Source organism: Helicobacter winghamensis ATCC BAA-430, assembly GCF_028751035.1.
GTDB classification, from domain to species: domain Bacteria; phylum Campylobacterota; class Campylobacteria; order Campylobacterales; family Helicobacteraceae; genus Helicobacter_D; species Helicobacter_D winghamensis.
Map to the genome: position 1 here is coordinate 290,950 of NZ_CP063533.1, position 19,424 is coordinate 310,373.

The 19,424-nt window shown below is 37.2% G+C and carries 19 protein-coding genes and 2 pseudogenes; 4 read left to right on the forward strand and 17 right to left on the reverse strand.

Features of this window, described 5'->3' with window-relative positions:
* Positions 1–177: 177 nt before the first annotated feature.
* The 11 genes and pseudogenes from IP358_RS01495 to IP358_RS01545 form a co-directional block, all read right to left on the reverse strand.
* Entirely contained in the window at positions 178–1,941 is a 1,764-nt protein-coding gene (locus IP358_RS01495; protein ID WP_006802046.1) for a peptidoglycan D,D-transpeptidase FtsI family protein, read from the reverse strand.
* Positions 1,942–1,944: 3 nt separating this feature from the next.
* The gene (fliE, locus tag IP358_RS01500) at positions 1,945–2,262 is read right to left on the reverse strand and encodes a flagellar hook-basal body complex protein FliE (protein ID WP_006802045.1); all 318 of its coding nucleotides are present in this window, start codon (positions 2,260–2,262) and stop codon (positions 1,945–1,947) included.
* 10 nt (positions 2,263–2,272) lie between these two features.
* On the reverse strand, positions 2,273–2,773 hold the full coding sequence (gene flgC, locus IP358_RS01505) for a flagellar basal body rod protein FlgC (protein WP_006802044.1): 501 nt from the start codon (positions 2,771–2,773) through the stop codon (positions 2,273–2,275).
* A gap of 10 nt (positions 2,774–2,783) precedes the next feature.
* Positions 2,784–3,218: a flagellar basal body rod protein FlgB gene (flgB, locus tag IP358_RS01510; protein ID WP_006802043.1), complete on the reverse strand. Its 435-nt coding sequence runs from the start codon at positions 3,216–3,218 to the stop codon at positions 2,784–2,786.
* A gap of 196 nt (positions 3,219–3,414) precedes the next feature.
* Positions 3,415–4,837: pseudogene (locus tag IP358_RS01515) on the reverse strand (phosphoethanolamine transferase domain-containing protein).
* A gap of 81 nt (positions 4,838–4,918) precedes the next feature.
* Complete coding sequence (locus IP358_RS01520) at positions 4,919–5,749, reverse strand: AAC(3) family N-acetyltransferase (RefSeq protein WP_006802041.1); 831 nt, start codon at positions 5,747–5,749, stop codon at positions 4,919–4,921.
* Between the two features lie 8 nt (positions 5,750–5,757).
* The gene (locus IP358_RS01525; protein WP_006802040.1) at positions 5,758–6,489 is read right to left on the reverse strand and encodes a hypothetical protein; all 732 of its coding nucleotides are present in this window, start codon (positions 6,487–6,489) and stop codon (positions 5,758–5,760) included.
* Complete coding sequence (locus IP358_RS01530) at positions 6,486–6,722, reverse strand: phosphopantetheine-binding protein (protein ID WP_006802039.1); 237 nt, start codon at positions 6,720–6,722, stop codon at positions 6,486–6,488. The genes IP358_RS01525 and IP358_RS01530 overlap by 4 nt, the downstream gene beginning before the upstream one ends.
* Positions 6,709–7,995, reverse strand: coding sequence for a DUF4910 domain-containing protein (locus IP358_RS01535; protein WP_040498406.1), 1,287 nt, complete (start codon positions 7,993–7,995; stop codon positions 6,709–6,711). The genes IP358_RS01530 and IP358_RS01535 overlap by 14 nt, the downstream gene beginning before the upstream one ends.
* A gap of 25 nt (positions 7,996–8,020) precedes the next feature.
* Positions 8,021–9,637 carry an AMP-binding protein gene (locus IP358_RS01540; protein ID WP_370525622.1) on the reverse strand — a complete coding sequence of 539 codons (1,617 nt, stop codon included), beginning with the start codon at positions 9,635–9,637 and terminating at the stop codon, positions 8,021–8,023.
* A 275-nt stretch (positions 9,638–9,912) separates the two neighbouring features.
* Entirely contained in the window at positions 9,913–11,103 is a 1,191-nt protein-coding gene (locus IP358_RS01545) for a lysozyme inhibitor LprI family protein (RefSeq protein ID WP_101313227.1), read from the reverse strand.
* 337 nt (positions 11,104–11,440) lie between these two features.
* Between IP358_RS01545 and ilvD the strand changes: the two genes are divergently transcribed.
* From ilvD to IP358_RS01560, 3 genes are read left to right on the forward strand one after another with little or no spacing between them, the layout of a single operon-like run.
* On the forward strand, positions 11,441–13,135 hold the full coding sequence (gene ilvD / locus IP358_RS01550) for a dihydroxy-acid dehydratase (RefSeq protein WP_006802035.1): 1,695 nt from the start codon (positions 11,441–11,443) through the stop codon (positions 13,133–13,135).
* Between the two features lie 9 nt (positions 13,136–13,144).
* On the forward strand, positions 13,145–14,200 hold the full coding sequence (locus tag IP358_RS01555) for a DNA cytosine methyltransferase (RefSeq protein ID WP_040498402.1): 1,056 nt from the start codon (positions 13,145–13,147) through the stop codon (positions 14,198–14,200).
* A complete protein-coding gene (locus IP358_RS01560; protein WP_006802033.1) occupies positions 14,197–14,895 on the forward strand; it encodes a DNA-methyltransferase in 699 nt (232 codons plus the stop codon). The genes IP358_RS01555 and IP358_RS01560 overlap by 4 nt, the downstream gene beginning before the upstream one ends.
* On the opposite strand, the gene IP358_RS01565 is transcribed toward IP358_RS01560, so the two are convergent.
* Positions 14,880–16,082, reverse strand: a complete 1,203-nt coding sequence (locus IP358_RS01565) for an HNH endonuclease (protein WP_006802032.1) — start codon at positions 16,080–16,082, stop codon at positions 14,880–14,882. The genes IP358_RS01560 and IP358_RS01565 overlap by 16 nt on opposite strands.
* 83 nt (positions 16,083–16,165) lie before the next feature.
* On the opposite strand from IP358_RS01565, the pseudogene IP358_RS01570 reads away from it, so the two are divergent.
* Positions 16,166–16,375 (forward strand): annotated as a pseudogene (locus IP358_RS01570) (class I SAM-dependent methyltransferase); the annotation flags it as partial.
* Between the two features lie 2 nt (positions 16,376–16,377).
* Here the strand turns inward: IP358_RS01570 and IP358_RS01575 are convergent.
* From IP358_RS01575 to IP358_RS01595, 5 genes are all read right to left on the reverse strand, one after another.
* Positions 16,378–16,953 (reverse strand): LysE/ArgO family amino acid transporter, encoded by a 576-nt coding sequence (locus IP358_RS01575; protein ID WP_248613351.1) that lies wholly within the window; start codon positions 16,951–16,953, stop codon positions 16,378–16,380.
* Positions 16,954–17,023: 70 nt separating this feature from the next.
* On the reverse strand, positions 17,024–17,791 hold the full coding sequence (locus IP358_RS01580) for a TSUP family transporter (protein WP_006802029.1): 768 nt from the start codon (positions 17,789–17,791) through the stop codon (positions 17,024–17,026).
* A 39-nt stretch (positions 17,792–17,830) separates the two neighbouring features.
* The gene (locus IP358_RS01585) at positions 17,831–18,205 is read right to left on the reverse strand and encodes a prepilin-type N-terminal cleavage/methylation domain-containing protein (RefSeq protein ID WP_006802028.1); all 375 of its coding nucleotides are present in this window, start codon (positions 18,203–18,205) and stop codon (positions 17,831–17,833) included.
* Positions 18,205–18,675 carry a type II secretion system protein gene (locus tag IP358_RS01590; RefSeq protein ID WP_040498400.1) on the reverse strand — a complete coding sequence of 157 codons (471 nt, stop codon included), beginning with the start codon at positions 18,673–18,675 and terminating at the stop codon, positions 18,205–18,207. The genes IP358_RS01585 and IP358_RS01590 overlap by 1 nt, the downstream gene beginning before the upstream one ends.
* Before the next feature lie 89 nt (positions 18,676–18,764).
* A complete protein-coding gene (locus IP358_RS01595) occupies positions 18,765–19,424 on the reverse strand; it encodes a 16S rRNA (uracil(1498)-N(3))-methyltransferase (RefSeq protein WP_006802026.1) in 660 nt (219 codons plus the stop codon).

Here is a 19,424-nt window from a genome sequence, read left to right on the forward strand (position 1 = left end):
GTTAATAAATTCCATATGCTTTAGCATTTTTTGGTAAGCTATACCAAAAATCATAATGCGTATAGGATTAATTTATAAAATCCTAAAGATTTCATTGTTGCCTGTAAAAAATGTAATGCCAAACATTGGAAACTTTAATTGTTGCTTAATTTGACTTCTAAAAAGTTAGAATCTAAATTAAAGTGTGGGCTTTAAATATCCTTCTTTGATGAGAAGCTCTACTACTTCCTTAAAGAGTGGCACAGCAGTGCGTGCAGCAAAATAGGCATTAGTTTCATTGGGTTCAAACACGCTAATACCAAAGGTATATTCGTTACCTTTATTGTCGTTTGCAAAGCCAAAAAACGAGCTATTGTATTTGCTTACATATTTTCCGCTTTGTGCGATGTGTGCCGTCCCTGTTTTTCCGCCAATAATAAGACCTGGAATTTGAGCAGTTTTGCCTGTGCCATTGGTTACAACTTTAATAAGTGTGTTTTTTACCGCATTTGCTGTGTTGTCGCTAATGATTCTAATGGGGGTTTGGTGTTTTAGCTTGTAGCGGATAGACTTGGAATCTTGGAGATACTCTACAAGATAAGGTTCATAGGCGATTCCATGATTAATAATTGTATTGTATGCCTTTAGCATTTGGATAAAAGTTGTGCGCAAGCCATAGCCATAAGAAGCTGTTGCGCGATACACTTCACTGCGAAATCGCCTAGAATCTGGGATTACCCCTACGCGCTCATAAGGTAAATCAATTCCACTTAGATTTCCAAAACCAAAGGCTTGTAAGCCTGCGTTGTATTCTGCTGGGCTTAGGCGTTGAGCGATTTTTGCCATACCGATATTACTGGAATAAAGTAGGATTTCTTCTGCGGTTGATTCTTTGAGCTTGTGTGTGTCTGTAATAGTGAATTTATCAAGCCTGAAGCGACCATTTTCTAAATCAATGATTTCATCTTGTTGCACTAGGTTTTTATCTAGTAGCATTGCGTAGATGATGGGCTTAATAATGCTTCCTGGTTCATAGGAAAACTCAATGGCGTTTGCGTTTAGCTTTGGGTAGTCTTGCTTTGAAATGGAGTTTGGGTTGAAGCGCGCATTGCTTGCTAGGCTTAAGATTTTTCCACTTTTGCTTTCAATTATGCCAACTAGAATCTCTTTTGCGCCAAGCTCTTTTGTGTGGCGATCTATTAGTCGTTCTACCTTTTTTTGAAGTTTTAAAGGGATAGAGCTAATAATATCATAACCATCTGCGCGTTCTTTAAAAGTGGAATCCTTATTAAGCACCACATTAAAACCGATGTCGCGCGCACCTACCATTAACAAATCGCTATTTGGTGTTAATTCTGCATCAAAACTCTTTTCAATTCCTTTAATTCCACTAACACGCGTGATTTTGGAATCATTTTCTTTGTTAATATAGCCTAGAATTGGTTCCATTGTATCGCCATAGAGATAATCACGCGATTCCCCACTCTCCACAACAGAAAGTCCGTATTTGAAAATATTGCCGTTTTTGTCTTCGTAGCTTTGAAAGACGCCGAGTTGATTAAGCTTTAGATTTAGCTGTTTTAGGTAGCTTGCGGTTTTGGAATCTATGTTGTAGGAGAGTGTTGTATTGCCCTTTTGCTCTAGCTTTTTTTTAATTTCATCTTTTGGAATCTTGCTGTAAATACTAAAGAGATTGATAAACAACTCTTTTTTTTGTGGATTGATATTATAGGTATTTACAACCGCTTTATAGACTTTTTTACTAGAGGCTAGTAAGAATCCATCGCTACTATAAATGTTGCCTCTAATAGCACTTTCAATGCGTTTTGTATGGAGATTTGGAAGTGTTCGTTCTGTAAAATTGCGGTAAAAAATCGTGCCTAAAAAAATGCAAAACCCAAAGGCAATTAGGATAAAAAGTAGCAGGATTTTCCCTGCTTTTTTGGATTGTGCGCTATTCACAGATTAAATTTGTGTTTTGATTAATTCTTTATAAGCACTGATGGCTTTATTGCGCACTTCAAGCATAAGTTTCATACTATTTTCTGCTTTTCCGATTACAATTGCAGCTTGATGCAAGTCTTTAATTTGTCCTGTTGCCATATCTGCCATTGCTTGTTCGGTTGTCTTTTGGTAGGTATTAACTTCATCAACCGCATCTTTTAGCATGCTACCAAAACTTTTTGTAGGCGGATTTAGATCTTGATTTGGTGATAAATTAGGGACATCTTGAAGTTTAGAATTAAGCTTTTCTAAATCTACCCCGTATTTTTTAATTTCCATTTATAATCCTTTATGCCTGGAACATTGAAATCGCCGTAGAAGCCATATTTTTGGCACTTTGAAATACTGCAACATTTGCCTGATAGGCTTTTGAAGCTTCAATCAAATCCGCCATTTCTACAACGGGATTAATGTTTGGATACGCCACATAGCCTTCAGAATTCGCATCTGGATGGCTTGGTTCGTATTTCATTCTAGGTTGAGTATCATCACGCACGATTTTATCAACATAGACACTCATTAGCGCAGGCTTGGGCTTACGCTGCTCATCAAAACTATCCATTTCATTTAATGGGTCTTCATATTCTAGCAAATTATTGCTTTTTTCATACTTTTGATTTAAAACTTTATCAAAATCAAAAGCTTTTAACACTAATTCTCTTCTTCTGTAAGGTCCGCCTTCATCTGTGCGTGTAGTGTTTGCATTAGCAATATTGCTTGAGATTAAATTGACTCTTTGGCGTTGTGCGGAGAGTCCATAACCGCTAATATCAAAACTAGATAAAAACATTTATTCCCCTTTAAATATTTTTAGATGAATCAATGGCATAGGTGTAAATCCCACCTTGTTTGCGCAAGGCACCAACAAGAGCTTGATACATAATATCATTTTTACCCATTTCACTAGTTTCAATATCTAAATCCACGCTATTGCCATCATTTCTTGCCAAATGCCCATCACGGTAAAATATTGTTGGACGATAAGGACTTTCATCTTTTGCTGGAAGCAAGTGATTTTTATTTGTGATAGCAACATCAAGCTCTAAGTCGCGATTGCGATTAAAGATGTCATCTGCTTTTAATGCCATCATTTGTTCAAAATTCACATCTTTTGGGCGATACATAGGAGTAGAAACATTAGCAATATTGCTCGCAATCATATCTCGGCGTAATGCTCTGTGATCCAGTGCTTCTTGGGCTAATGCGCGGGCTGGGCTATAGCTAAAAATACTCATAGTAACTCCGTAAAAAGATTTAGTTTAAGATAGCTAAAGCAAGTTTTGTTCCATTTTTAACAAATGCAAAACTTTGGAATCTAAAATACAATAGAGTTGCTTAGTTTCACATTTAAGCTTCAAGGTTTTATTTTTATGTTGGGATTCAAGAAATCATCGTCTGCAAGATAATCTTTTGTTGTAACCTTGAAAAAGCCTAAGATTGTGGAAAATAGGTTGTCGTGGGAGAGCTTTGAGCCTTTATGCTCTGTGGCAAGTTGTGTGAGCGTGGAGTCATTGCTCCAAAAGATTGTTGGAATATGGGTTTGTTCTTGTGGTGCGAAGATATAGGGCATTCCGTGTAGGTAGATTCCATTTTCTCCTAAACTTTCGCCGTGGTCTGAAACATAGAGCAGAGCGGTTTTATACTCTGTTTTTGTTTGTAAAGACTCAATGATTTTTGCTAGGATAAAATCTGTGTAAAGCAAGGTGTTATCATAAGTGTTGATTAGAGATTCTTGGGAGCATTTGGCAAGCTCGTTTGTGTCACAAGTTGGGGTAAATTTTTTAAAAGCACTAGGATAACGCTTATAGTAAGTTGGTCCGTGCAAGCCTTGTAAATGTAAGATGATGATATTTTGATTTTCAAGGTTTTCTAGCTTGTTTTTAAAAGGTTCAAGCAAGGATTCATCAAAGGGTTTGGATAGGTTTTGGTATCAGCAATTCTCTCACATACCCCCTTACAACCCCCAGAATTATTGTCATACCAAGACACGCTAACGCCGACTTTTTGTAAAATATCTAAGGTGTTTTCCTGATATTCTGTGGTTTTAAAATCTGCCCTTTTAGAGAGAGAAAACATACAAGGAAGGCTTATGGCAGTGGAAGTGCCACAGGAGAAAAAGTTATCAAAAAAGACTACATTTTTTTCTTTGGTGTAAAAGTTTGTGTCATTGTGCGTATAATTGCCTAGTGAATAATTTTTAGCTCTTGCGGTTTCCCCTACAACTAGAACTAAAAGGCTTTTGTCTGTGTTTTGTAAAGTAGCATCATTGCTGATATGTTGAATATCTGGTTTTTCTTTAACGAATTTTTGATAATAGCGATAGATTACATAGAATTGATAAAAAGGTGTATTATATATTCTAACAATATTGTAATTCCTAAAGAAAGGCACATAGGTTTTTGTCAAGGGGAGAAAGATTGATAATGCTAAGGCAATGGCAATACAGGAGCTTAAAATCCTTTTTGATTTCTACTTTGAAAACAAAATAAGCAAATACAATACAAGAAAATCCAATTAAAATCAAATAAATATTAAATATTTCAGAAGCTTCTTTGGCGTCTGTTTGTATCACATTAAGAATCATATCAGAGTCAATTAAGATTCCATATGATGACATAAAATACACGCTAAAAGTGGCACTAGTAATAAAAAGTATGGATATGAACTTTGTAAAATACTTGATAAAAATTATATTTAAAAGAACAAAAATGAGACAAAAATAACACATCGCTAAAGCAAAAGCTAAAAATGCGCTTTCTAAATGTTTTGCCACAAAAACAAAAGCGCCAGTATTAAGCAGTGTTAAAAGTATGGTATTTATTAAAATAAATGTGATTTTTGAGAGTTTTAGCATTAAATAACCTTTAAGGGTGTTTAAGGGCAGAAATTGTATAAGGGATTTAACAATGATGGGTTAATGGCGTGTAAAAGACTGCTAGGTTTTTTCTAAAATTATTTCCTCTTCGTTTTTGAAAGTATAAAAACGCTTTGGTGGGGTTTCTAGTAGGATAAAAGGGGAGTTGGCTAGAGATTGTTTAATGAAATTAAAAAATTCTTGTGCGTAAAAGAGATAAATGCTAGACGCGCCAAGTGGGAAGGCTTTTAGGATTCCATTTTCTAGCATTTGTTGTTGGACGCGGAAGTAATTAACCTTTAAAGTTTCACTTAAAGGCAAGCAAAAATGATAAAACTCTCCCTTTATGCGCTTGTTTTCTGTGGTTAGAATCTCACCTAAAAAGGGCTTAAAATACCGATATTTAACGCCACACATCGCTTCAATATACACCATATAAGTGCAAACTCTAATATCAATCCCCACAAACGCCATCACAGCATTTTCTAAATACAGCCTGTGATACACGCTATTTTCTAAAAAAGGATTCCATTCGCCCATATTTTCAAGTGTGCTTTTTGGCATTAGAATCTCTTTTGCTCTTTTTCCACTGCCACAGAAGCTAAACATAGGGTGATTGCTTCTAATTTTAGTGGTTTGTCGAAAGGCTTCACTTAGAATTCCAACTTCGCTCCTAGCCGTGTTTAAGTCTAAAAAGCGTGTTTTTGGAAAAGTGTAATTAAAAGCTGGCATTAAAAGTGTGCCGTTTTTTGCAATCTCACTGAGCGTTTCTATCCACAAAGTTGGAATCACATTTAAGCTTACATTCTCGTGTTTGCCAAGGCTTGCAAGAGAGCTATGCACAAGCAAAGTGGAATCGCTTTTGATACTTTTAAAAGCGTTATAAATCTCTTGTGTGGAATAGCTTTTCATAAAAATCCTTATAGAAATTCCCCAAAGTTTTTAGCAATTTCTGTGTAAGCTTGCGTAATTTGCGCATTAAAATTAGAAGTGTTCCAAGCCTTGCGTGAAAAAAGATTCCATTCAAGCTTTTTAAAAAACAAGTCCTTGTTGTTAGAATCTAGCAAATCCACTTTTAAATTGCCTACATTATCGTGCATAATTTTTTGCAAAGATTTTGCAAGGATTTCCATTACTTGAAAGATAAAAATAAAAAGCGGAATCTCTAAAAGTGGCTTTAAACTAGTCCTTAGCATAGTCTGAAGCTCCGCATCGTGTTCGCGAACAAGCGTGCATTTATGCGCTTCTTTTTGACTAAAAAATAAATCCATAAGGCTAGCAGGATAAAAATCTAAAATCTCTCCCTTAGCATTCACAATAGGAAAGTAGGGATAAATGCGACACAAAAGTGGGCGCATACAATGGGGGTTGCAAAGCCCAGCACACTCACAAGAGAGAAAGTAAAGCACAAATTTTTTGCCATTTTGTAAGGTAAATTCTTCCTTTTTAGCGGGCGTTGTTAGATTTAGGATTCCACCTTTTTGCTTGTAATAATTGTATTCACCTTCTACGAGTGCGAGTGTTACGGCGTTTTGGTTTAAAATCTTAAAGTTTTCACCTAAAAAATTCTTGCAACAATAAGAATCGCAAGTCAAATAGCACTCCTTAAAATGCACAAATTCTAATTTATAAAGTGCTTCCCAATCAATCATTTAGACTCTTTTAAAGATTCTATAATCGCACAAAATTTCCCGAGCGTGCTAAACTCTTCAGGGTCAAATTCACTTAAGTCAAGCTCAATTTCAAGCTCTGTTTCAAGCACGCTTAAAAGCTCCAAAAAGCCCATAGAATCTAAAGCACTAAAAAGCGGAAAATCCTCAAAGTTTTCTGTGTTTAATGTGGGATTTTTCACTTTTAAAAATTCTAAAATTCTATTCTTTAACATTTTTTAGCAATCCTTTTGTGATAAATTTTTGTAAATATTCCTTGAGTTCTAGCAAATTAAAGTCGCAAATCTCGGCAATTTCAAGCAAGTCTAACTTACCATCGCAATACATTAAAAGATTGCGCATATCTTTAATTTTAGCAAAGGTGTCTTTAGTGCTAAGCGTGGGGTAGAGGTCGTATTTGCTTAGTTTTGGCTCGCATAAAATCGTATTCGCATACACGCCATTCATCTCCACTACTTCTAGCACGCGCAAGACATATTCTAAACTATTTGCTAGGCTTTTAGGACTTAGCAAACTTAAATCATCTAGGCTTGTGTGATACTCTTTATACTCTCCAAATTTTGTTCGCATTAGCGTGCAAAAGGGCAAATCTATGCCCGGTGCGCAATATTGCCGTTCATCACTTCCGCGTTCTAAATAAGAATATGCTTTGTGGTTTTTGTAGTAATGCTTTAAAATGTGTTGTGCGGCTCTATCGGCTAGGTTATTTGCGCTTTTAGAATGCAACACAGAATATTCTCCGCCATCGCCTATGCAGGTTAGCACAAACCCCGCAATACAAGATTCTTTTAGCTCTTTTAAGTGCTGGCTTAAATAGTAAATGCTTCCAAGTGTTTCAGGTAAAAGCAAGATTCTATAAGAGTAGCGGTTCTCTCTTTGGCTTAGGATTTTTGCAAGGCTGTGGCATAGCAAAATTCCGCTTAATTCGTTGTTTGCCATTTGTGGATGGCAAATGTAGGTGCTTAAGAGAATTTCTTGCTTGCTTTGCCCTTTGATTTTTATCTCTCCATAATTCATTGTGCCATTTTCAAGCGTGCTATCAATCACAATTTGGAATTTTTCTTGTGAGTTTTCATAGCTGTTTTGCAAGGCTTTAAAAGCTTCAAAGCTTAAGCAAAATCCAAAATATTCTTTGTAATATGAAGTGATATAAGGAATCGCTTTGGGCTGGTTTTCTAAAAAATGCAAATGTTCTTTTAATTCTCTAAAGGTTAATTCTGCGCGTGTTGGGATAGAGTAACCTACAAGATGTAAGTTATTGGCGTGAAAATCGCAGATTTTCTCTCCACTGGGCGTTAAAATATAGGCGTCTTTGACATTCCATTCCTTTGGAATCTCCCAGTCAAAGGCTTGTGTCCTTGTTGGAATCGCATAAATGTTTAAATCGGCGGTTTTTAAGGAATCTTTTAGTATCTGTAGCGTCTGGCGATTGCCTTTGCCACTTAGAGAGCGTGGAATCTTAAAGAGTGTTTGTGCTAAGGCATACATTTCCTGCCCATAATTTAAGAGGCTGTCAATTTGCTGTGTGTGCGGGGGGGGGGGGCGTAATTTGATGAATTAGCCATTGTTTAATGGCGTTTCTATCAACCTTGCCATTGGCATTTATCGGAAAACTCTCTAGGTAAAAAATCTGTTTTGGGAGCATATAGTGGGGGAGTTTTTGGCGTAATGTGTTTAAGATTTCTGTGGAATCTTTTTGCTTGTCTTCAATGACTCCATAAAGCACATTGAAATCATTTTCTTGCAACACAATTGCGCGTCCTTGTTTATTGCTTGCAAGGCTTAGAGCATTGTCTATTTCTAAGAGTTCTACGCGGAATCCTTGAATTTTTACTTGCTCATCAAGACGCCCTAAGAAGCAATAAGCATTAAGTGTTGTATTAAATCTGCCTAAATCGCCTGTTTTATACCATCTAATTCCCTTTTCTTCTATGAATTTTTCTTGTGTTTTGCTAGGGTCATTGTAGTAGCCAAGTGCGATTTGTGAAGTTTCTTTAACCTTGCTTCCTAGTAGAATCTCTCCTGCCTCGCCTGTTTTAACTTCTTTATTTTGAGTGTTGCGTAAAGAGAGCATAAGCCCATCAAAAGGCAGTCCGAGCGGTAAAATATCCTCTTGTAAAGGTGGAATCGCATTTTGGATTCCACCTTTTTGTATGAAGCGATAATGGGTAAAGCTAATCGTGGCTTCTGTGGGACCATAGAGATTATCAAGCAAGGCATTTGGAGCGGCTTTAGCAAAGGCTATGGCGGACTTTACAGGCAGTGCTTCACCACAAAATAACGCAATTTTTAGGTTTGGTAAAACATTTTCTTTTAAGGCTTTTAGGTTTTGTAGGTAAGCAATCAAAGAAGGTGGGGCAAAAAGCACACTTAGTTGCTTTGTTACAATAAATTTAAGTGGGTTTAAGAGCCAAATTTGTGGGATTACTACAAGTGTTGCACCTGAGAGCAGAGTGCAGAAAATATCGTGCATACTTAAATCAAAAGTTAAGTCAAAAAATTGCGAGATTCTATCTTGTGGTGTGAAATGGTATAAATTTTGAATGCGATTGACATAAGAGATTAGGTTATTTCTGCTTACTAACACGCCCTTTGGGATTCCTGTGCTACCGCTTGTAAAGAGCAAATAAGCTGGGTTTTGTGTGGTAGATTTTGAAATTGTAAAATTTGTTTTTTGCGGAAACTCTAATGGAATCTCTACAAAATTATGCTGTGGGAACTGCTTTTTTAACTCTGTGAAATCCACTTTAAAGCACAAGATATTTAGAGATTTTATGGAGTTTGCAATTTTACAAAAGGATTTTACGCATTCTTTGCATAAAAGCATTGTGGTAGATTCCGTGCGTGCAATCATTGTTTGGAGTCGCTCATTTGGGAATCTTGGATTTAAAGGCACATAAGTAAAGTTCCCAAGCACACAAGCAACGACGCTAACATACACTTCTATTGAGCGTGTGCCAAAGAGAATTATGCTATTTTCTTGCACGCAATTTTGTGTTAAAAAGATAGCAAGCGCGTTAGCTTGAGTTTCAAGCTCCGCATAGGTGATACTCTCTTTATCCACTTCTATGGCGCAGTTTGTTGCGTATTGTTTAAAAGCGTTTTGAAACGCTTGATTTAAGGAATCCATTTTGTATCTTTTGTTTAAAATTGCGTCATTATACACAAACTCTGATTATAGCAAAATTTGCTAAAATCACACAAAACACAGAGACTTACTAAAGGCTTCAAGGTTAGCAAACCCTTTATCGGTGCGATAAATAACTGCATAACAAAATAAACAAAGATTAAGATAAATGTTTGCTTGCATATTTTCCAACTTTTTTGTATTTATGCAAGCACAAGCTAGATTCTCTTTGCAACAAATATTAGCTTTTATTCTAGCCCAATCTCCCCCACCAAAGCCTACTTTCGCAGTGCGCTTTCTTGCTCTTTATCCCTTTTGACATTTGCATTTTGCACATAGCCTACAATGGCATTGCTATTTGGATTTATATCCTTTGAAAACTCCATTAGCATAACCTTTGTAAAGCCATTGACAGATTTTGATAGAAGTAGTATCGCCCCATAGTCTCTTTTTGCACTCCCACTATTGAGAATCTTTGTATAAAGCACAGGGGATTTTAGGCTTGGATTCTCATAGATTTTTACCGCACCTATCTGGCTTACTAGCTCTAGCGTTACTTGTTGTGATTTATCTATCACTTCGTGCAATTCTCTTATGCGATGATTTATCATTCCATATAAACAATGCAAAAGTTCTTTGCCATTTTCTGCATTATTGCATTGTATATTGCGCTTTTTTAGCCATTGTAGTTGCTCTTTTTTAAGCGTAGATTTTTGCTCATTACTCCACGCAAAAGCAAGCGCATATTCAAACATCGCATTTAAGCTCACATCATCACGCAGAGTATAAAAGCTATTGCAAATGCCTTTTTCAACCTTGCTTAAGCCCTGCTTCTCGCAATCAAAGCTCCCTTTAAATCGTGGGTAGATTCCACTTAGAGTGCCTGCTTTGCTTTTATCATTTGGCGTTTCACAAGTGCTAGAATCTAGCCCCTTGCTAGAGTGAAAATAAATCCCTTTAGAATCTTTGCTAAGAGTGAAGCTCATATTTTTCTCACATTTGCTCCGCTCTGTCCCTTCTGTGTGGCTACATACAAGATCAAAATACTTTCCACTAGGCTTTGCTGTGTTACCATTTATAAAAATCTCCACTTCACCCGGAAACACCCCACTATCGCAGATAAGATGTTCAGTTTGTTTAGCAGGGTCAGGGATTTGGCTCATCACTAAGCCAAGTGTGCATACTGCACTTTTATCTTCATAGTTGTATTTCTGTGTTTGATAGCAGTCATAGATTTGTATCGCACTTTGCTTATAGCACCAGCCGATTTTATTAAGCGGATCGCATTGGCTCATCTCTCCCCATACGCCCTCCCACTCACTGCCTTTATAAAAGCTATCGACAGATTTGCTGATATATTCGCGTGGTTCTATTGGGCTACTCTCAACATCTGTCGCACTTCGCGTACTACAACCTTGCATACCACATAATAGCACCGCTATTGTCAAAGCTACTAGAATCTTATACATTTGCCCTCCTTTAGATTCTACTCTAAGCCCTACATTGTAGCTAAACTTCACTAAGCCAATATTAAGACCCAAGCAAGCATTTATATTTAATGGTAAAATTCCACAATTAATCCAAGCAAGGACAATAATGCAAAAAACACAAAAGCTAGAGCTACAATACAACAAAGAGGGCAAAAACCCTAGAGCTAGAGCTTACACACTATACAGACATCCACTTTGCAGAATCTAGCTTGTCATACTGAGCCTTTAAGGGCGAAGTATCTAGCAACATAGAATCTAAAAAACAGCTAAGAATCTTCAAGTATAATTATTTCATACAAATTATTAAGGAGATTCTATGCGAAGTGATATTGTAAAAAAGGGGCATAATCGCGCCCCTCACAGAAGTTTGCTAAGGGCAACAGGGCTAAAAGATGAAGATTTTAGCAAACCCTTTATCGGCGTGGCAAATAGCTATATTGACATCATTCCGGGGCATTTTTTCCTAAACAAATATGCCGAGATTGTAAAGGACGAAATCCGCAAGGCAGGGGGCGTGCCTTTTGAGTTTAACACCATTGGCGTAGATGATGGCATCGCTATGGGGCATAGCGGTATGCTCTACTCTCTGCCTAGCCGTGAGTTGATTGCGGACTGCATAGAATCTGTGATGAATGCCCACGCGTTAGATGCGATGATTTGCCTACCAAACTGCGATAAGATTGTGCCCGGAATGCTTATGGGGGCATTGCGTGTGAATGTGCCGACTATCTTTGTGAGTGGCGGTCCTATGAAAGCAGGGCGACTAGAAGATGGCACAATACTTGATTTAAACTCCGCATTTGAAGCGGTGGGGGCGTATGAAAGCGGCAAAATTGATGAGAAAAGATTACACGAGATAGAGTGTCAAGCCTGTCCTAGTGGGGGGAGCTGCAGCGGAATGTTTACGGCAAACTCTATGAATACTCTGTGTGAGGCTATGGGCGTGGCACTACCGGGTAATGGCACGATTCCGGCTTTAACGCCAGAGCGAGAAGAGTTGCTACGAAAGGGGGCTAGACGCATTGTAGAGATTGCCCTAGATTCTAGCCTAAGTGAAAAATTTAGATTCCGCAATATTTTGAATGCAAAAGCCGTGCATAACGCCTTTGTCGTGGATATGGCAATGGGCGGAAGCACGAATACAATTTTGCATATGTTAGCCATTGCCAAGGAAGCGGAAGTGGATTTTAACCTAGAATCTATCAATAACATCGCTGCAAATGTCGCCCACATCGCCAAAATCGCTCCGGCTCTTAGCACAATCCATATGGAAGATATAAACAAAGCTGGTGGGGTTTCAGCGGTAATCAATGAGGTGTCTAAAAGAGAAAATTCTATTCTCCACCTAGACGCTCTCACAATCACTGGCGAAACTCTAGGGGAAAGAATAGCAAACGCAAATATCACAGACCCCGAAATTATCCGCCATAATGACAATGCCTACTCACAAGTGGGCGGATTAAAAATCCTTTTTGGTAATCTCTGCGAGCAAGGCGCGGTGCTAAAAGTCGCCGCCGTGGCAGAATCTATGAAAGAATTTAGCGGCAAAGCAATTTGCTTTAACTCCCAAGATGAAGCGATTAAGGGTATCGCAGGGGGCAAGGTAAAGGCTGGAAGCGTGGTAGTTATCCGCTATGAAGGACCAAAGGGGGGACCCGGAATGCAAGAAATGTTAAGCCCCACAAGTCTTATTATGGGAATGGGCTTAGGCGAAAGCGTGGCACTCATAACCGATGGGCGATTTAGCGGGGCGACAAGGGGGGCGTGTATCGGGCATATAAGCCCAGAAGCTGCTGAAGGGGGGCTTATCGCACTTATTGAAGATGGCGATATTATAGAGATTTCTGTCTCGCGTGGGAGCTTGGAGCTGAAAGTAGATTCTAAGATTCTAGAATCTAGAAGGGCAAAATGGAAGCCCATCAAAAAAGAGATAAAGAGCAAATGGCTTAAACGCTACTCACTGCTTGTAAGCAACGCCGCAAATGGTGCGGTGCTAAAAACGGAGTTGTAAGTGGGTAAAATACACTTTAGAGTTTTAGATCTATTTTGTGGGGCAGGGGGGTTTTCTAGTGGGATTGACCAGAATCCATATTTTGAGACACTGCTCGCGCTAGATTTTGAGCAATCTGCTATCAACACTTTTTCGCATAACTTCCCAAAAGCGCAAGTAATCTGCGGCGATATTACTGACATAAAGATAAAAAACACGCTTATCAAACAAGCAAAACGCCTTAAGGTCAATATGATTATAGGAGGTCCTCCTTGTCAGGGCTTTAGCCTTAAGGGAAAAAAACTTGGACTGCAAGATCCTAGAAACTTTTTGTTTTTAGAGTATTTAGACATTGTCAAGCAGTTACAGCCTGAACTATTTATAATAGAAAATGTCAAAAGCATTTTTAGCACTGCAAACGGATATTTCAAAAACGAGATAGAAAGACATATACAAGATCTAGGCTATAAAGTGGATTCTGCTATTTTAAACGCTAAAGATTTTTGCGTGCCACAAAATAGAGAAAGGGCGTTTTTTATCGCACATAAAAAGGAGTATTTAGGCTTCCCAGCTCCAAGCGAAATGCAAGTGTGTGTCAAAGATGCCATAAGTGATTTAGCATATTTACAAAGCAATCAAGGCGAGATTACAAGCCCCTACAAAAACCCACCACAAAGTGCGTATCAAAAAATGCTAAGAGGTGAGATTTTGCAATATCATAAAGCAAGCAATCACTCACAAATCGCAATAAAAAAGTTAGAAATGATCCCCAAAGAAAAGGGTAAAGAATATCTGCCTAAAAATCTGCACGGCAAGCAAAAATTCAACACAACTTGGGGGCGGTTAAAATGGAATGAGATTAGCCCAACGATTGATACAAGGTTTGACACTCCAAGCAATGGCACAAACTCACACCCTTTTTTGCACCGCTCCATTACACCACGAGAAGCTGCTAGAATCCAAAGCTTTAGCGATAGCTTTATATTCTTAGGCAAAAAGACACAGGTTTGTAAGCAAATAGGCAATGCTGTGCCACCACTGCTTGCAAAAGCATTAGCAGACCACATTGCAAGTGAGCTTTTATGAAGCTTTACAATGCGGATTCTTACACCTTTATCCAGCAAATGCTAGAGAATAAAGTAAAGGTTCATCACATTATCACTGATCCGCCCTACAATATCTCTAAGTCCAATAATTTTCCGTCTATGAGACAAAGGCGGCAGGGGGTAGATTTTGGCGTGTGGGATAAGGGCTTTGACCTTGTATCGTGGATCCCGCAATATGCAGAGATTTTAGACAAAAATGGCTCAATGATTATATTCTGCTCTTATCGTTTTATAAGCTTTATCACACAAGCCTTAGAAAACTCAAATATGATTGTAAAAGATGTTTTGATATGGCAGAAGTCAAATCCTATGCCACGCAACACAACAAGGCGTTATGTGCAGGATTTAGAGTTTGCGGTGTGGGCGGTAAAAAGTGGGGCAAAATGGGTGTTTAACAAGCCTAGCGATGTGCCATATTTGCGATCTATTTTTACACACGCCCTTGTAAGTGGCAAAGAAAAATTAGGACACCCCACACAAAAAAGTCTAAAACTTATGAAAGATCTTATACAAATCCACACAAATCTAAATGAAGTCGTGCTTGATCCATTTATGGGCAGTGGTAGCACAGGGGCTGCTTGCCTAGAGCTAGGGAGAGAATTTATCGGCATAGAGAGAGATAAAAAGTTTTTTACTATGGCACAAAAGCGACTAGAATCCTACAATAAAGACTGATACACTTTATCAATCAAAAACTCTCTATCATTACTCGCAAAAATGATAGAAGCAAATTCTAGATTCTGTGGATTGTTTGTAAAAATATTATTGATAATCTGCTTTTGATAGCTCTCACTGCTTGCCCCCTTTTTTAATGCTCTGTGGCATACAGGGCAGAGCTTTGTGAGATTTTCTAGCACATCTAACTGCTTGTCTTTCCCAACAGAAATGCAATGATGAATTTCAGTGTAATACCGCCCCATTTTTGTTAAAAAACTTCTATCTTGTATATCATAATAATCATTACAAGCCGCACAAATATCATCACTTGAATATTTAAATATTTTTACAATCTGTCCATCTCTGCTAAAAGATTCTTTATCATTTTCTTTTTCAAATGCTAAATCCTTGCGTATTTTCTCAATTTCATAAGGCGATAAATGCTTATCATAAATTATATGTAGATAATGTGCTATGCGTTCTTCAAAAGAGTTTTGAGTAAAGCTTGGCTCTTCACACGAAAAGTAATATATGCCATTATCTAGTTTATAATCCAAATTATATGCCTTACTTGCTTTTAAGGCTTTGTATGGATTTAGTAGCCCAATATGACACAAATACCAATAGAGATTTATGCGAAATTGTGCATTTCTTTTATTGATATTTTCAGTATATTGTTTTTGCAATTCTCTAAAATTCACATTTAAGGCTTGTGCTGGGATATTAAAATTATCAATCAAATATCTAATGCGTTTTAGCTCTAAAGATGAGTTATAAAAATAATCTAGTGTTAAAAAGCTAAGAGTTGTATCAATACTTCCCCTTGTCTCAAAAAACCCACGCAAAAACATCTTTTTATTTTCACTCAAATCCTTATCCATAAAAAATGGTGAAAGAAAGATTTTCTGCAACAATCGTGCGAAAAACTGCTCATTATTAAGCCTAAGGTCATTTTCTAGTGTTATTGCAAAATTTGTAGGAGTTTTTCTATACCAAAGATTATGATAACTGCAAGAATTAAGAATACTTTCATACTTATCCAAACTTTCATTATATTCATCATTGCTGACATAGTTGTCTTTGTGGTGTCTATAGCTAGAAACACTCATAATACTATTATCTTTTATAACATAGCGACTAAAAAATGCTCCCAAATCAAAAGGCGCAATAGTGAAATCTAAATCTAAAAATTGTGATACAAGCATAATATGTCCTTAGATATAAAGAGACAATATTTTATCAAAAATGCAATAAAAACTTATTTGTATTAAAGTAAGATTAACTTGCATTTTCTTACCCTTGCAAAGCCTATGATGGCTCAATCTTAGCGATTTTTCCAAAGTTTAAAGTGGATTCTATAATGTTGCAAGAAATATGCGACAAGCTAAATCACACAGATTGGCAGGAGCTTGGATTTGTATGTGATGGGCGGTTTCTTTTCTCACAAAGAAGCTTAGAAAATGCGATGTTAGATTCTAGTTTGACTTCTGCACAATAAAGCTAAATGGAATCTAAAACTACTTGTAATTCTTCCCAAGTGAATTTTGCTAACATATATGCAAGAGCAAACATTACAAGCGTGGTGAAAGAATTTAGAATCACCCAAGATTTTGGATTCTTAAAGAGTACGCTTGCCTTGTGTGCAGCAAATCCAAGACATAAAAACCAAAGACAAGAAGCACTGATAATTCCTCCGCTTAACAAGAGTTTTTCATTAATGTTAAAGGGTAGAGCAATCGCGCCTAAAATTAGAATCGTATCTAAATATACATGAGGGTTTAGAAGCGTTATAGCAAGCGTCTGCGCGATGATTTTTGTAAGGCTTGTTTTGTGTCCTTTTGTATTTAATTCTAGATGTTGATTTGCATTAAAAGCGGCGCGTAGAGATAGGATTCCATAGCTTAAGACAAACAATGCGCCTATAATTCCAAGTAAAATTGTAAAAATTTTGTTTTTAGCAATAAACTCACCAACACCAAAGATTCCAATATTTACAAGCACAATATCACAAATGATGCAAGTTGCACACACCCAAAAAATGTGATTTTTCAAAATCCCTTGTTTAATTACAAACATATTTTGCGCGCCAATTGTTGCAAAAAGAGAGAATGCAATCAGTAGCCCTTGTAGATAAATCTCCATAATTTTAAAATTGTTCGTATAAAAGTTTAGCTGCCATTAGAAAGGAGATTCCAACAACAAGAGGCTTGACGATACGGATTCCATAACGCATTGCCATTTTAGAGCCAAGATTTGCACCGATAAATTGCCCTAAAGCCATAAGCAGTCCTATGCTCCAAAGCATATGCCCACCTAATGCAAAAAAGATTAAAGAAGCAAGATTTGTAGAGAAGTTATACAGCTTTGCCTGCCCTAAACTCTGTATCACATTAAAACCGCCAATAACAATTAGTGCAAGCATAAAAAACGATCCTGTTCCTGGTCCAAAAAATCCATCATAAAAGCCCACAGCAGCGATTGCAAGGCTTAGATATGCGCGATTTAGTTTTTTTGTTTGTTCCACCTCTTTAATGCTAGGTGAAAATAAAAAATACAAGCCAAAAATTAAAATTAAAAAAGGGAGAACTTTTGAGAGAAATTCTACTTCAATATACTGCACGCTAATTGTGCCAACTGCTGAGAAAACAAAGGCGATGACTGCAAAGGGAAGTCCAGATTTTAGGTTGATATAGCCTTTTTTGTAAAACTGTAAAGTTGCCGAAAAACTTCCAAAAGAGCTTTGGAGTTTGTTTGTTGCTAAAGCTTGTAAGGGAGAGATTCCAGCAAGCAAGAGCGCAGGGATTGTTATCATTCCACCACCCCCTGCAATAGAGTCAATAAAGCCAGCCACAAAGGCTGCAACAAAGAGCAATAAAAGCATATAAAAATCAAAATTAGCGATTAATTCTTGCATTTAGATTCCTAAAATAAAAGCGTTATTATAATGCAAATTTTAAAAAATATCGCACATTGATTCACCATTATGCAAGCGTGAAGTTTTGGAGTATTGGCATTCCAAGAGGGAATCCTTAAGCTTAAAATACGCCTTGTTTCCGTGATGATTGATAATAAAACCATCTTTTTGTTTGCTAAAATGGCAATCTTTAGAAGTGAAGTCTAGGTGGCTATATAAGGAATCCCAATTAATGCTTTGGCGTGCTTGAAGTTGTGCTTTTAAGTCTAGGCGGAGATTTAGGGTTTGAAGTTGGAGTTTTTTTGTGCAAGCACTTCTAGTGTAATCGCTAAATTGTGGGATTCCAATGCTTAAAAGAATTCCAATTAAAAGAAGTGTTAGGATAATCTCTAGGAGTGTGAAAGCCTTGCGCATTAAAACACGATAGAGTTGCTAAGTAGAGGAATTTTCAATGTAGAATTTAAGCCAATGCTTTCAATAAGTTTTGCGCAAGTATCTCCATTTGCATTGCCTGTAGTTTGTGTAGAAAACTCTAAAAATTGCACACTTTGTGGCGTTGTGGCGAGCGTGCTATTTGCATCAAGAAGCTTTGCGCTAATACAAGGGTTTTGGTTAGAATCTTGAAGCTTGCTAGTAAGGGCGTAATCACCTAGATTCCAATTTGCGCTACTTAGTGTGATGGCGGTTGTAAAAGTTCCTTGACCTTGTGCTAGAAAATACGCTGGAAAGGCTGTTTTTAGCGTGTTAATATCGCTTTTTAGTGCAACAAGTTTTGCATCATCACGACTTGCGGAAATTTTTGGAATTGCGACAGCAGCTAAAATTCCTAAAATCACTAAGATAAACACAAGTTCTAACATTGTAAAGGCTTTTTTATTGCGCATTTTTACTTCCCCAAATTTAAATTTTCTACTAAGATATAAAAATTCTAGCAATTTTAAATAATGTTTGTAAAGGTTGGTTAGAATCTTTTTTAAAGTATTTTGCTTGTGGCATACACAGCGGCAGTTTCGCTACGCAGAATATTGCAATTTGGCGCACTAAAGGTAGTTTGTGTGCTTAGTAGTTTGCGTTCATTTGGGCTAAATCCGCCTTCTGTGCCAATTAAAAAAGGAATCTCTAAAGACGATTCTAAGGGCTTTGCATTAAAATCCATCACCGCAATTTTTGGGTATTTTTGTAACACTTCGGTAAGATTATTTAGCAATTCTAGTTTTAAGCGCGTTAGGCGACCGCACTGCTCGCAAGAGTTTTCTAGGATTCTATCTAAGCGCAAATTATCAAGCTTGAAGTGTTTTTGTGAAAAATCTGCGTAAAAAAATGTGATGTGTGCTAGGTTTAATTCGTTTAAAAAGGGAAGTGTTTTTTCTATGTTTTTAGGGTCAATCATCGCCCAAATCAAATGTCCTTTTGGTGTTTTGGATTCCATATTTTGCGTGGTTTTAAGTTGTAATGTGGCGGATTTTTTGCCAATTTCAGCAATGGTGTAAATATAGACATTTGTATCACTTAAATTACAGAGTGTGATGGAGTCTAATTTGCGCGTTCTACGGGAGCGAAAAAGATGGTTGTAAATCTCGCCTTCTAGTGTGATTGTAGTATTTCCTGCGTATTTGTGATAGGTAAATTGCAT

What these genes read in the sequence shown, in the direction of transcription:
- IP358_RS01585 (WP_006802028.1), bottom strand. Translation starts at nt 18,205, where the DNA reads ATGCGCAAGGCTTTCACACTCCTAGAGATTATCCTAACACTTCTTTTA.
- flgB (WP_006802043.1), bottom strand. Translation starts at nt 3,218, where the DNA reads ATGAGTATTTTTAGCTATAGCCCAGCCCGCGCATTAGCCCAAGAAGCA.
- IP358_RS01595 (WP_006802026.1), bottom strand. Translation starts at nt 19,424, where the DNA reads ATGCAATTTACCTATCACAAATACGCAGGAAATACTACAATCACACTA.
- ilvD (WP_006802035.1), top strand. Translation starts at nt 11,441, where the DNA reads ATGCGAAGTGATATTGTAAAAAAGGGGCATAATCGCGCCCCTCACAGA.
- IP358_RS01590 (WP_040498400.1), bottom strand. Translation starts at nt 18,675, where the DNA reads ATGCGCAATAAAAAAGCCTTTACAATGTTAGAACTTGTGTTTATCTTA.
- IP358_RS01535 (WP_040498406.1), bottom strand. Translation starts at nt 7,995, where the DNA reads ATGTATGCCTTAGCACAAACACTCTTTAAGATTCCACGCTCTCTAAGT.
- IP358_RS01560 (WP_006802033.1), top strand. Translation starts at nt 14,197, where the DNA reads ATGAAGCTTTACAATGCGGATTCTTACACCTTTATCCAGCAAATGCTA.
- fliE (WP_006802045.1), bottom strand. Translation starts at nt 2,262, where the DNA reads ATGGAAATTAAAAAATACGGGGTAGATTTAGAAAAGCTTAATTCTAAA.
- IP358_RS01520 (WP_006802041.1), bottom strand. Translation starts at nt 5,749, where the DNA reads ATGAAAAGCTATTCCACACAAGAGATTTATAACGCTTTTAAAAGTATC.
- IP358_RS01525 (WP_006802040.1), bottom strand. Translation starts at nt 6,489, where the DNA reads ATGATTGATTGGGAAGCACTTTATAAATTAGAATTTGTGCATTTTAAG.
- IP358_RS01575 (WP_248613351.1), bottom strand. Translation starts at nt 16,953, where the DNA reads ATGTTTGTAATTAAACAAGGGATTTTGAAAAATCACATTTTTTGGGTG.
- flgC (WP_006802044.1), bottom strand. Translation starts at nt 2,773, where the DNA reads ATGTTTTTATCTAGTTTTGATATTAGCGGTTATGGACTCTCCGCACAA.
- IP358_RS01530 (WP_006802039.1), bottom strand. Translation starts at nt 6,722, where the DNA reads ATGTTAAAGAATAGAATTTTAGAATTTTTAAAAGTGAAAAATCCCACA.
- IP358_RS01565 (WP_006802032.1), bottom strand. Translation starts at nt 16,082, where the DNA reads ATGCTTGTATCACAATTTTTAGATTTAGATTTCACTATTGCGCCTTTT.
- IP358_RS01545 (WP_101313227.1), bottom strand. Translation starts at nt 11,103, where the DNA reads ATGTATAAGATTCTAGTAGCTTTGACAATAGCGGTGCTATTATGTGGT.
- IP358_RS01580 (WP_006802029.1), bottom strand. Translation starts at nt 17,791, where the DNA reads ATGCAAGAATTAATCGCTAATTTTGATTTTTATATGCTTTTATTGCTC.
- IP358_RS01540 (WP_370525622.1), bottom strand. Translation starts at nt 9,637, where the DNA reads ATGGATTCCTTAAATCAAGCGTTTCAAAACGCTTTTAAACAATACGCA.